Here is a 12,626-nt window from a genome sequence, read left to right as displayed (position 1 = left end):
TCTGCCTTCTGCCTTCTGCCTTCTGCCTTCTGCCTTCTGCCTTCTGCCTTCTGCATGATTCTCTGTGGTGCATTCTCAGCCTCAGCCTTAACCTTAACCTTAACCTCAGCCTTAGCCAGGATAGTTCAGGTTATGCCAGATTAAGCTGCTCATGCATTTTTACCGTGACAATGCTTATACTTTTTACCGCTTCCGCAGGGACAGGGATCGTTTCGTCCCACCTTTTTCTCGACACGTACCGGCTGAACCTTTTGCTTTTCTTTAGTGGCAGTACCCTGTTGTGCACCACCGGGGATTCCTCCGGGAATACCGGCACCGGGCACATCATCCTTTTGCATCTTCAGTCGGCCCAGATCCTGCCGTTTGCGCTCTTCGGCCTGTCTTACCTGACTGGCATCGCGGATGGGAATATGTGCTTTGGCAAGTGCCGATACCACCTTACGATTGATCTGATCAACCATACTTTTAAAGAGATTGAACGATTCAAACTTGTAGATCAGCAATGGGTCTTTTTGCTCGTATGAAGCATTCTGAACAGCCTGCTTCAGGTCGTCCAGTTCACGAAGATGCTCTTTCCAGGCCTCGTCGATGGTCAACAGTAAAATGGCCTTGGAAAAAGATTTTGCCAGGCCGGCGCCTTCACTTTCATAAGCCTCCTTAAGATTGGTTGTTATCTGATAAACACGTTGACCATCCGAGATGGGAACAACAATATTTTCGTATATCTGTCCTTTGTTTTCATACACATCCTTAATCACAGGATAAGCCTGTCGTGAAATTGTCTCCATCCGACGCTGATAGCTGTCCCAAACTTTTCTGTGCAGACGATCGGCCAGGTCTTCAATTTTGGACTTCATGAATTCTTCATTTTCGAAGGGAGAATCGGCAGAGAAGGTACGAACCAGTTCCATCTTAAAGCCTTCGAAATCGTTGTTCTGCTGATATTCAGCCACAATCGCATCGCAAGTATCCGTCATCATATTGGAGATATCCACCTGGATTCGCTCCCCGTAAAGAGCATGACGGCGTTTGGTATAAATAACCTCACGCTGCGAGTTCATCACATCGTCGTATTCGAGCAACCGTTTACGAATACCAAAATTATTTTCTTCCACTTTCTTTTGTGCCCGTTCAATACTCCGGGTAATCATACGGTGCTGAATCACTTCTCCCTCTTTAATGCCCATGCGGTCCATGTATTTCACAATACGGTCGGAGCCAAACAAGCGCATCAGGTTGTCTTCGAGCGAACAAAAAACTAGTGAAACCCGGGGTCACCCTGGCGACCGGCACGACCCCGCAACTGGCGGTCTACTCTTCGTGACTCGTGCCGCTCGGTACCCACGATAGCCAGACCACCGGCTTCACGTACTTCCTGCGACAGCTTGATGTCAGTACCCCGGCCGGCCATATTCGTAGCAATGGTAACAACACCTTTTTACCTGCATCGGCCACAATTTCGGCCTCGCGCTGGTGCTGTTTGGCATTCAAAACATTGTGCTTAATGCCCCGAATCTTAAGCATCCGGCTCAGCAACTCCGAAACTTCAACCGATGTAGTACCAACCAATACCGGACGGCCGGCATTGACGAGGTTCATTATTTCTTCAATGACCGCATTATACTTTTCCCGTGTGGTTTTGTACACCAGGTCTTCATAATCCTTCCTGACAACCGGCCTGTTTGTAGGAATAACCACCACATCGAGCTTGTAAATGTCCCAGAATTCTCCGGCCTCTGTTTCTGCAGTACCGGTCATACCGGCCAGCTTATTGTACATCCGGAAGTAATTCTGCAAAGTTATAGTGGCATAAGTCTGGGTGGCAGCCTCAACCTTAACACGCTCCTTGGCCTCGATGGCCTGGTGCAAACCGTCGGAATAGCGGCGACCTTCCATGATACGGCCGGTCTGTTCGTCAACAATCTTTACCTTGTTGTCCATCACCACATATTCCACATCCTTTTCGAACATGGCATACGCCTTCAAAAGCTGGTTAACGGTGTGAACACGCTCCGATTTTACCGCATAGTTCTGAAGAATTTCATCCTTTTTGGCAATTTTTTCCTGCTCACTGAGTGAAGCATCCTTTTCGAGCGCAGCAATTTCAGAACCTATATCGGGCAATACAAAAAAATTGGAATCGTCGCTGGTACCAGTAATCAGGTCGATACCCTTTTCAGTCATCTGCACCGAATTGGTTTTCTCATCGATCACGAAATAAAGGGGATCGGTAACGATGTGCATATTTTTGTTATTCTCCTGCATGTAGAAGTTTTCTGTCTTCAACATGCGGGTTTTACCCCCTGCTCACTCAGGAATTTGATGAGCGGCTTGTTTTTAGGAAGACCTTTATAGGCACGCAATAATAAAAGCGACCCTTCGTCCTGCACTTTTGGGTCGTCCGATTTGAGTTTCTGTTTGGCCTCGGCAAGAATTTTGGTCACCAAAGCCCTTTGAGCTTCAAAAAGTTTTTCAACCTTGGGACGGAACTCCATAAACAGTTCGTCGGCTCCCTTATCGGGAACCGGACCGGAAATGATCAAAGGCGTACGGGCATCGTCGATCAATACGGAGTCTACCTCATCAACGATGGCATAGTTATGTGTTCGCTGCACCAAATCTTTTGGCGAAATGGCCATATTATCGCGCAGGTAATCAAAACCAAACTCATTGTTTGTACCATAAGTAACATCCGCTTTATAGGCCTTTCTGCGTTCTTCGGAATTGGGCTGATGCTTATCTATGCAATCCACGCTCAATCCGTGAAACTGGTAGATGGGGCCCATCCATTCGGAGTCCCTTTTGGCCAGGTAATCGTTCACAGTTACCAGATGCACACCTCGCCCGGTCAGCGCATTGAGGAATACCGGCAAAGTAGCAACAAGCGTTTTACCTTCACCGGTGGCCATCTCGGCAATTTTTCCCTGGTGAAGAACCACTCCCCCGAAAAGCTGTACATCGTAGTGCACCATATCCCAGACGATTTCAGTTCCGCCTGCCTGCCACGAATTGTAATAAATGGCTTTTTCTCCTTTTATCTCAACAAAATCTTTTACAGCAGCCAGTTCCCGATCGAAATCAGTGGCGGTAACTTCAATGGTTTCATTTTCTTTGAATCGCCGGGCTGTATCTTTCACAATAGCAAAAGCTTCGGGAAGGATATCATCGAGAACGCCATTGAGTTTTTCGGTAATTTCGTCTTCTATCTTGTCAACTTCATCGTAGATTGCCTCTCGCTCATCAATGGAAAGCTTTTCCGTTTCGGCCCGTTGTTTCAGTTCATCAATTTTGGTCTGCTCCGACTTAACAGCTTCCTGTATGGTTGCTTTAAGTTTAAGTGTACGAGCACGGAGTTCATCATTCGAAAGTTCCTCCAACTCGGGAGTAACTGCTTTTATCTGTTCCACAACCGGGAGTATTTCTTTCTGGTCCCGTTCATATTTGCTGCCGAACAGTTTTGTCATTATCTGGTTAAATGCAGACATATATTATTAATAATTATTTTTTTAAAACAAAAAAATTGAATCAAACTTCCAGTGAAATGCAGAATTTATGCCATTTATAAATGCCACAAATCCGATAACGGAAGCATCAGGAAAGAATAATCAGGCCAAACGGGGTCCTGCCCGAATTTCGCGAGAGAGATAAAACCCGGCATTAAGGTAATCCTGCTCTGGTGATAAGTAGTTTTTATCCGTGAAACCTGTCAAAAACAACCCCGATCCGAAACGTTCGGGAAGACTAAACAATACCGGATCAGGTAAAATCTCAGGTAAAACTGATATTTCTGACAATGCAGAAATGCTGATGGTAGAAAACCCGTCAAATGATTTATTGCATTCTCCGGGCAAAACAGACGGAGTGGAAACCTTTACAAAATAATGCTTCCCGCTTCCCTCTTTGATGGCTTTGAACATCTCTTCGGCCGAAATCTTTTTCTCCGGCCTCCGGGACCAGTCTTCATGAGACTGATAAGTACCCACGGCCACGTAAACCGTAAGCGTTACTCCCAGCAGGGTCAAACATCCTATTTCCGAATAGTTTCGCACAATAAGATTTTTCTCTGTTTTGGAGCGTAAAGATGTTAATTTTTTTACAATTACCGGGGGTATTCAGCGAATTTTAACATTGAGGGGTTGAATTGAACCACATAGGGTTTGAACCATATCGGGCATATCAGGGAGTTAGGAAGAGTGGGCAGGTTTTAAGGCAGAAGGCAGAAGGCAGAAGTTGGTGGAATTTACACGAACCACGGAGCGGTGACAGAGTGGTAGAAAAAATCAATTCATACAGCAAACAGCTGCGGAGCGGTGACAGATGAAATACCATCCATCATCTCTGCCGCAGCTCCGCAGCTCGTGAGTTGATTTTGTTCACTATTTTACTACCGGTCTTTCGCCGCTCTGCGGCTATACTCAACGCCCCATGCTCTCAGCTTCATGCCCCCTGCACCTTGTACCCTGCACCTTGCACCTCTCCACAGCCCTCCGGGCCTCCTCAAAACTCTTGGTTTCCATTAATTCCTTTCGCAATTCGGCAGCCCCGTGAAAACCGGAAACGTAGATTTTAAAAAAGCGTTTCAGGATGGGAAACGGACGAGAATTGCCCCAGGCTGCTTCATAAAGTTGAAGATGTTTCAGGAGAGTATTAAGTCTTTTCCCGATATCAAGGTCTGACAAAGAGGTCTCAAACATCCAGGGATTTTCAAAAAATGCCGCGGCCAATCATAACACCATCGGTTTTGTAAAGGTAGCAACGCTCCTGAATATCTTCAAGTGAGAAAACATCTCCGTTGCCAATAATCGGAACATCAGGGGCTACCTCATCGCGTATAGCCGACGCTTTGGCGATCTCATCCCAGTCGGCCTCTCCTTTCGACATCTGCTTTTGAATTCTGCCGTGAAGGATTATCCCATCCAAAGGCTGACGGAGCAAAAAATTCATCCAGCGTTCGGTATCCACTTTCTTAAATCCGATTCGGGTTTTCACGCTGACGGGCAAAGAGGTTGCTTCACGTGCGGCTTTGATAATTTCGGAAGCAAGCGGTTCATGGTCAATCAGTGCTGAGCAACTGCCATGTGAAACCACATTACGAACAGGGCAGCCCATATTAATATCGATGCCGTCAAAATCGTAGTTCTCGTCGAGAAATCTCACAGCCTCGAAATACTTATCCGGATTGTTGCCCCAGATTTGGGCCACTATCTTCACCCCTTTATCTTTCAGCAGTTGTCGTTCCGTGTCCGACACTACCAAACGCCGGGCCACATTATCGCGTCCCCGGGGATGACATAATCCGTCGGTAGAAGTGAACTCAGTGAATACCACATCCAGATTCCCCGGCCGGGTATTGTGCAGCACCAGTTCGCGGAAGGCTGTATCTGTAACATCTTCCATGGGTGCGAGCATCACTATGGGCCTTTTGGTTGTTCTCCAGAAGTTGTTTTCCTTTCCTGACATATGAGCTGATGAGCTGATGAGCTGATGAACTGATGAGCTGATGAACTGATGAGCTGATGAGCTGATGAGCTGATGAACTGATGAGCTGATAATTCAATACCCTTTGCTAACCTGGAGCTAATGAAGCAATGCATCCTTATCCTTATCCTTAACCTTATCCTTTTCCTTTTCCTGACGATGGGATAAACTACCCGTTTGAAGCGTGAACTCCTGATAACATTCGTCACTGCAACAACCAGAATACTTCTCAGCACACTCATCGCATTGAATAACGAGCTTGTGACAAGGATCATAAGCGCAGTTGACGTGAGTATCGCAAGATTTTCCACACTGATGACAACGGCTGATGATATCTTCGGTAACCCTTTCACCCAGTCGTTCATCAAAAACAAAGTTCTTACCGATGAATTTGGATGGTAATCCCGCTGCCCGTATTTCGTGGGTATAAGCAATGACTCCCCCGTGAAGTTGATTAACATCTGAGAATCCGTGATGTCTAAGCCATGCGCTGGCTTTTTCACAACGAACTCCACCCGTGCAATACAAAAGTATTTTTCTCTCTTTTTTGTCTTTAAGTTGATCTGCAACCAGTTCAACTTCTTCTCTAAAAGTGCGAACATCGGGACAAATTGCATTTCTGAAATGCCCTACCTCGCTCTCATAGTTATTCCGCATGTCGACAACCACCACATTATCATTTTCCGCTAAATGATGGAACTCCAGAGGTGACAAACGGGTTCCAACATTGGTTACATCAAAAACTTCATCGTCCAGTCCGTCGGCTACAATTTTGGGTCTGACTTTTATAACCAGCTTAAGAAACGATTTGCCATCGTCTTCCACTGCCCATTTTACAGGAATTCCGGAAAGTTCAGGAACCGACTCCAGGTGATCAAGAAGTGCATCGGCATTGTGCTCCGGAATGCTCATTTGAGCATTAATTCCTTCCCGGGCTACATAAACACGCCCGTAGCAGCGCAAACGATCCCATGCCAGATATAATCGGTCACGCATCTCCTGTGGATCGGGGATTACAACATAACGATAAAATGACAGTGTTTTGCGTTTAAACTTTTCGGAACGAAGACGGGCCTCCAGTTCAGACCTGCTCAAGCGATTATGAAGCAGCATTTTTTCTTTTTTTGCAATACAACAAGTTGGATTATTGTGTTGCAAAAATACTAAAAGAAATAATTTCGGACAAAATCATCTTTTTAAAACAATGATTTTTTGTAAGGCGTTCTGTCCGTTTTCTAAATAAATGAAAGCGAAGTAATAACCAGGGAAGAAATCAGTCATATTTAAATCGCCCTGGCGGGCAGAAAAAGATTCTTGCAGTAAAACACGTCCGGAGATATCCAATATCTCCACTCTTTTTACAGGATTTTCAGAGACAAAAAAAAGGAAATCATGCACCGGATTTGGAAAAACACTGATACCGGCCTCTTTGGGAGAATTAACAGCAAGATTAATTGACACCTTTTCCAGCTTCACTTGCTCCAGTTCAATATATCCGTTGACAAGCCCCAAATCCATAACAATTCTGCTGTTAGCATCGGATGGTTCTGACATAGTAAAAGAAAAGGAGCTCCATGCCGGGCTTTCATTCAGATTCAACTGAAAAGTCCCGCTGTAAGAATTCCAGGGTGATGAAGCCTTCCCTGTATAGACCGGAATACTTAATGAAGAACCCGCACTTGCAAGAATTGAGAGCCGGTACATCTCTCCTTTCTTTAGATTTATTCCGTTTCGAACCATTTGTGCATGCCATGCTTCAGTTCCGGTTGTTTCTATCTCGGCCACCAACTTCTGATTCTCATGAACCATGTTGCCGGCTGCCCCCTCCTGGACATAGAAATTCCATCCATCCGCATCTTCCGAAAAATCGGCTTCATAGACAACGTAATACTGTACCGGAGTTGGTTCAGGCATCGGATTGTTCAGCAAGGCATCCACCAAGGGTTGATAGAATTCTTCAGTATCCGGGTTATATATGCCAAACCCGGCGCTAAACTCCCAATAGGCCCAACTAAATCCCTGTTGCTCAAACCACCGGGCCAGAAAGTTGGTCCAACGGACTCGCGATTCCATATCGGCTTCACTGTAAGCACCAAATTCGCCAATATGTACCGGAATATTATTGGTTTCCGAAAAATTGAGCAATGCTTGAAATTCATTTTTAACAGTTTCCCTTTCAGCCTCAGTATCAAGCCATTGGGTTCCCAGCCAGTTCCCGGATTCTTCGCCAGCCCAATCGGCCCCCTGGTGAGTAAACTGAAAAGGGTTGTAATAATGTACCGTCAGTATGATGTTTTCGTCATCAGGCAGTTGTATATATGGTAAGCCTCCCAGGCCACCATAATTGGCAGTTCCCATCAATACCACCCGGTCGGGATTGGTTTCACGAATCACCTCAAGCGCATCGGCAAAAAAGGAATTCCATAATTGCGGTGTCAAATCCCCATGAGGCTCGTTCAAGACCTCGAACAGCAACTCTGCAGGATAATCCTTGAAATGTTTGGCAATTTGAGACCACTGGGAAAGAAATCGTTCTTTTTGTCCTTCAGGATCGGAATACAAAGCTTCGTGATGGTGCATATTAATAATGATCATCAGCCCCTCTTCGAGTGCTTTGTCAACTACAGTTTTTATCCTATCCAAAAAGTCGGCAGAAATGGTATAAGGAGCTTCTGACATGCTGCGGTCACGGGGTTCCCACCGGATAGGCAGCCTCACATGATCGAACCCCAAATCGGCCATGATTCCGAAATATTCAGGCTTCCACGGATTTCCCCAGGCATCTTCGGCAGGCGCCTCAAAAGTGTTCCCCATGTTTATCCCGCGTCCCAGACGTTGATTTATTTCATACGCGGCCTGGTACTCCTGTGCAGTAAGTGATAGAAAGGTGCCCATCATAAACACCATTAGAATTAATCGTGACATAGGCTGATACAGTTAGTGTCGTGTCAGGCATAAAATATCGCATCAGGCATCACTGATTTTCGTTTTTTCTTCATGATAAAAAGCTTACGTAGCTGTGGCTATGCGCGCTTTTTTTTATTTTGAAAAAAGCAAAAATCAGTTTCAACTTATACGACATTTTATACATGACACGACATTAGTTTTTAATATTGCGTCCACTCAAAAAACCTCTTTCAGGCATGAACACACATTATAAAATTAAAAATAAGCTGGTAATAAATGAACAATTATCCATCCAATAGTCAGTTAAAAAAAGCCTAAACGCAGAAACGCAATGACGCAAAGTTTTTATTATGAAAGAGTTGATGTTCGTTCTGTTGATTATGTAAACAATTGAAAGAATGAGGGAATGAGAGAATGAGGGAATGAGAGAATTACTCTCCCATCACTTTTCTCCATTATCAGGAACCATGCTCTCTGCCCCATGCTCCATGCCCCATGCCCCATGCTCTCTGCTCCATGCTCTCTGCCCTGATCTTGAAACCCGCTACTTTCTGCAATCGATCTTAAAAATGAAATAAACGGAAAGCAAAGCAAAAAAGACGAATACACCCACAAAGCTCTGAAACCCCAGGTGATCAATCAGCCACCCTCCCATCAAGGGAAAAAGTACAGGCAAAATATTGCCTGCTCCGGATATTCCGGCATACAGGGCGCGGTTTTCCTTTCCGGATACTTCAAGCAATACCCCGTTCATTGTGATGTTATATAAGGAAAAAACAATGCCGCCTACCAGAAATACATAATGCAAAACGGTTACTGACCGGGCGCTTAACGTTATCACGGCCATAAGAACAGAAAGCAAAACATTTCCATACAAAAGGTAATTGTACCTTACCTTCTTTGCACCAAGGGCTATCAACAAACTAACAATGACAATCCCCACTACTTTATAAATGAGAAAATTTCCGGTGTCGGCACCCCCTGCATCCAGAAAGTCTTTCCCATACAACACAACAAACGGAAGAAAAGACACAGTAATTCCCTGGCTGTTAATGAATCCCAGAAAGTGCGGTAAACGTTTGTTCTCCCTCATCTCTTTTCGCATTATCCTGAAAAAGCCACGCGTATCTTTAATGGACAATTTTGAAGCAACTTCTTCCTTCAGACTCCAGAATCCAAGAGAAGCCAACAAAAGAAAGAATCCGCCGGAAAGAAACATATATGCATAGTTGACAGGATAACTCTCGTAAGCGAGCACTTTTTTGGCCAGCCATGCCGATACCAGAACAATAACACCGGAAAGTACCTGCCGGGTCGAAAAAAAAGTTTTACGTTTCTCTTCCAGCAACGACTTTCCAATGATGTCCATATAGCTGACATTGGCAAATGCACCTCCCAGTCCGAAAACTGATATAAAGAAAAATATGGCCAACAAAACCAATGAAGCATCTCTGGCCTGCATAAAAAAGACAATTCCACCAAGTGCAAGAATAGAAATGATTCGGGAGTTAATTCCCAGCAAAAGGAATTTTTTCTTATACGGTTTATTGCTGATATAAGGGGCGAAAAATAGCTGGGCAAAACGATTCCCTCCCAAAAGTATGGCCGTCATGATCCCCACATGAAATGAATTGCCGCCCGACTCGATAAGCATAGCGGGCAAAACCGTATCCACATCCATGAAATTCTTGGCAAAAGCCAGCAACGATGCATGCCACAAAAAGGCATAAAAATTGTGTTGCGATGCCTGAAAAGATATTTTTACTTTGCTGTCTCGGGCCATTTGTCTCTTAACATTCATTGAGGTTTTGCATTAAGCAACAATCTGCGAAGATAAGAGTTCTTTAACTTTTTCATGAAGCAACCTTTTATCATTAATTACTTCTATCATTTAAATAATCAGGAAATATCAACGCCCGAAATTTATACCGGATTAGGGATGTCAGGTTGTTAGGGCTGTTAGGGCTGTTAGGGTTGTTAGGGCTGTTAGGTTGTTAGAGATATGAAGTATAAAAAACAAATATAAACTCACAAAAATTTTCACAATATGTGTGTCTGTTCAGAAAGTACCAGTTGCAAGGCTTGCGAAACCGCCAAAAACGGAGTTTACTTTTCGTAAATGAGTATTTTGGCGACAAGCGTAACACAGCAAATGGTACTTTATGGGCAGACACTATTTAGTCTCAAACAATTGATTTGCAATTTATTGGAAGAACAGAACAACGTATTGATTTATTTGAAATAAACAGTTAAACATTCAAATACAAGGTATTTATGAAAAGCAAAACGATTCTTATTTTATCCGTTTCACTCATTCTTGTTTTATCGGGATGTTCTCCAAGAACCACAGGTGCCGTTAGTTCGCAAAAAAACACAAACTTCCCTGCAGGCATTTATTCAGGTACCCTTCCTTGCCTGGATTGTCCGGGAATAGAAACCACAATTGTCATCAACAGCGATGGAACATATCATTTGTCGCGCTCCTATATCGACAAAAGAATTGCCCCCATCGAGGAAAGTGGAAACATTCACAAAACGGGAAAGAATGGAAAATACCTTTTGGAAAGCAACAATTACAACAAAACTTATATCCTCATTCGAAAAGAGGGATTAATGTTGCTTGATCAGAACGGGAATAAAATAGAATCACAATCGAATGATCAATACATTCTCCGTCGAAAGCAAAATACAGAAAAACAAAATCAAAGCATTCAAGGGCCGTTAACTGGGCGGAGATGGCAATTAGAGAAGCTGATTATGCTCCCTAAAGAAAAAGTTAATACTATCGCAAAAGAAAACATCATTCTGGAATTTTCTTCCCAAGAAAAGAAAATTACGGGGTTTGCCGGATGCAACAATTTTTTCGGGAGATATGAAATCCATGAAGAAGGGAAGATCACGTTTTCACAACTTAGTGCAACCAAAAAGTATTGCAGTGAAACAATGCATATAGAAACAGTATTAATGGATGTGCTAAACAGCTGCAAACACTACTCACTCAGCCGGGACACCCTTGTTTTATTGAACCAAAACAAAGAACAACTCGGGGTTTTCACAATTCAACAATAACACGATTTACCAGAAGTCAGGAGCTACGTATAAGAGGCAAAACAGAAAGGTCTGATGGAACTTGCCCCGAATAATCGGGACTCGTTTCTTTTACGCTTTATCCTACAATAATGCCTCGAGGTTAATTATGCGGACATTCCTGCCCCGGGCTTCAATAATTCCCTGGTGATGAAGCTCACGTAAAGCGCGGCTCAATGATGGGCGTGCCACTCCGAACAGTTCGGCCAGTTCTTCATGAGATTTGTTTAAAACGACCTGTCCGTTATTATTTTGAAGACTGTCAAGCTCCATCAGGTAATGGGCTATTTTACCTTTGAGTGTTTTAAATGAAAGAAAGCGGAGTTTTCCGGAAATAAATTGAGCCCGGTTCGATACTGCATTCAAAAAATTAGTCAGAAACGTCTCGCTGGACTGCATGAGGGTAACAACCGAATTTCTGGGTAAAACAATCAATTCAGTATATTCCGTAGCACTAATGGTGACCGGGAAACGGTTATTTTTACCAAAAAGAAAAGCAACGGCAAGAGGGCGTGGCGGCGGGATATCTTCAATTTTTAGTACCCTGCCTGAATAATCTATCATTTCGCCTTTAACATTTCCTGTAAACACGATTTGCAAGGAGCGGCATTCTTCACCTCCCGAAGCAATAATCTCTCCTTTTGCATAGCTTCGAACCTGGTAAACAATCCTGGAAAACAGCTTTTTTATCTCATCTTCCTTTATACCTGCAAATAAAGGTGACTTCGTAAGTAGCTGATACATAAAGTAAAAATCTTATTATCCTCAAAATCTCGCTAAAACTCCCTTTACATTTATCTAATTAGTGCATATCCATAAAGCAGGAAAAGATTCCTACTTATCATGTGTCTGTTCAGAAAGTGTCATTTACAAGGCTTGCGAAGTCCGAAAACAGGGAGTTTACTCATCGTAAACGAGTAATTTTCGGACGAGCGTAACACAGTAAATGGCACTTTATGGACAGACACTAATTCGTGCGTGCTTACAGAGGCTGCTGAAAAAGTCAGAAGCCTGTTTCAATTTTTTTTTACAACCGGTTATATAAAGACCGGCAAATCGCTTTTCATCAGTATAAAATTAGTCTAAGTTATTGGTCTGATGGAACTCGCATGATTGGGGTTTATACATGTTCTCTTGTGACAAACCTTGTCATG

At 43.7% G+C, this 12,626-nt stretch carries 10 protein-coding genes and 1 pseudogene; 1 reads left to right on the top strand and 10 read right to left on the bottom strand.

The features are described 5' to 3' along the window. Positions 1-149: 149 nt before the first annotated feature. The 9 genes and pseudogenes from OQ5_RS25370 to OQ5_RS0102995 all read right to left on the bottom strand — a co-directional run bounded on the left by OQ5_RS25370 (position 150) and on the right by OQ5_RS0102995 (position 10,186). On the bottom strand, positions 150-1,232 hold the full coding sequence (locus tag OQ5_RS25370) for an SEC-C metal-binding domain-containing protein (RefSeq protein WP_304362428.1): 1,083 nt from the start codon (positions 1,230-1,232) through the stop codon (positions 150-152). 26 nt (positions 1,233-1,258) lie between these two features. Next, positions 1,259-2,244, bottom strand: a pseudogene (locus tag OQ5_RS25365) (preprotein translocase subunit SecA). Positions 2,245-2,282: 38 nt separating this feature from the next. Next, positions 2,283-3,464 (bottom strand): DEAD/DEAH box helicase, encoded by a 1,182-nt coding sequence (locus OQ5_RS25360; RefSeq protein ID WP_255297356.1) that lies wholly within the window; start codon positions 3,462-3,464, stop codon positions 2,283-2,285. A 141-nt stretch (positions 3,465-3,605) separates the two neighbouring features. Continuing rightward, positions 3,606-4,049, bottom strand: coding sequence for a hypothetical protein (locus OQ5_RS0103020; RefSeq protein WP_016776079.1), 444 nt, complete (start codon positions 4,047-4,049; stop codon positions 3,606-3,608). Positions 4,050-4,415: 366 nt separating this feature from the next. Further along, positions 4,416-4,724 carry a hypothetical protein gene (locus OQ5_RS24115; protein ID WP_255297355.1) on the bottom strand — a complete coding sequence of 103 codons (309 nt, stop codon included), beginning with the start codon at positions 4,722-4,724 and terminating at the stop codon, positions 4,416-4,418. Then, a complete protein-coding gene (locus OQ5_RS20080; protein ID WP_255297354.1) occupies positions 4,705-5,460 on the bottom strand; it encodes a tRNA dihydrouridine synthase in 756 nt (251 codons plus the stop codon). Before OQ5_RS20080 ends, OQ5_RS24115 begins: the two co-directional genes overlap by 20 nt. Positions 5,461-5,577: 117 nt before the next feature. Further along, positions 5,578-6,591 carry an oxygen-dependent tRNA uridine(34) hydroxylase TrhO gene (trhO, locus tag OQ5_RS0103005; protein WP_016776077.1) on the bottom strand — a complete coding sequence of 338 codons (1,014 nt, stop codon included), beginning with the start codon at positions 6,589-6,591 and terminating at the stop codon, positions 5,578-5,580. Positions 6,592-6,666: 75 nt separating this feature from the next. After that, positions 6,667-8,403, bottom strand: coding sequence for a cellulase family glycosylhydrolase (locus OQ5_RS0103000; RefSeq protein WP_026055085.1), 1,737 nt, complete (start codon positions 8,401-8,403; stop codon positions 6,667-6,669). 526 nt (positions 8,404-8,929) lie between these two features. Then, positions 8,930-10,186 (bottom strand): MFS transporter, encoded by a 1,257-nt coding sequence (locus OQ5_RS0102995; protein ID WP_016776075.1) that lies wholly within the window; start codon positions 10,184-10,186, stop codon positions 8,930-8,932. Between the two features lie 473 nt (positions 10,187-10,659). On the opposite strand from OQ5_RS0102995, the gene OQ5_RS0102990 reads away from it, so the two are divergent. Beyond that, a complete protein-coding gene (locus tag OQ5_RS0102990) occupies positions 10,660-11,454 on the top strand; it encodes a copper resistance protein NlpE N-terminal domain-containing protein (protein WP_016776074.1) in 795 nt (264 codons plus the stop codon). Positions 11,455-11,556: 102 nt separating this feature from the next. Here OQ5_RS0102990 and OQ5_RS0102985 read toward each other — a convergent pair whose 3' ends face one another. After that, positions 11,557-12,216, bottom strand: coding sequence for a Crp/Fnr family transcriptional regulator (locus tag OQ5_RS0102985; RefSeq protein WP_016776073.1), 660 nt, complete (start codon positions 12,214-12,216; stop codon positions 11,557-11,559). Between the last annotated feature and the right edge of the window lie 410 nt (positions 12,217-12,626).

This window comes from Anaerophaga thermohalophila str. Valhall (assembly GCF_000250735.1).
In the GTDB taxonomy this organism is placed as follows: domain Bacteria; phylum Bacteroidota; class Bacteroidia; order Bacteroidales; family Marinilabiliaceae; genus Anaerophaga; species Anaerophaga thermohalophila_A.
This window is presented reverse-complemented; position numbering and strand designations above follow the sequence as displayed.

Coding starts and splice junctions, on each gene's coding strand:
- OQ5_RS25370 (WP_304362428.1), bottom strand. CDS start 1,232: ATGCGCTTGTTTGGCTCCGACCGTATTGTGAAATACATGGACCGCATG.
- OQ5_RS25360 (WP_255297356.1), bottom strand. CDS start 3,464: ATGACAAAACTGTTCGGCAGCAAATATGAACGGGACCAGAAAGAAATA.
- OQ5_RS20080 (WP_255297354.1), bottom strand. CDS start 5,460: ATGTCAGGAAAGGAAAACAACTTCTGGAGAACAACCAAAAGGCCCATA.
- trhO (WP_016776077.1), bottom strand. CDS start 6,591: ATGCTGCTTCATAATCGCTTGAGCAGGTCTGAACTGGAGGCCCGTCTT.
- OQ5_RS0103000 (WP_026055085.1), bottom strand. CDS start 8,403: ATGTCACGATTAATTCTAATGGTGTTTATGATGGGCACCTTTCTATCA.
- OQ5_RS0102995 (WP_016776075.1), bottom strand. CDS start 10,186: ATGAATGTTAAGAGACAAATGGCCCGAGACAGCAAAGTAAAAATATCT.
- OQ5_RS0102990 (WP_016776074.1), top strand. CDS start 10,660: ATGAAAAGCAAAACGATTCTTATTTTATCCGTTTCACTCATTCTTGTT.
- OQ5_RS0102985 (WP_016776073.1), bottom strand. CDS start 12,216: ATGTATCAGCTACTTACGAAGTCACCTTTATTTGCAGGTATAAAGGAA.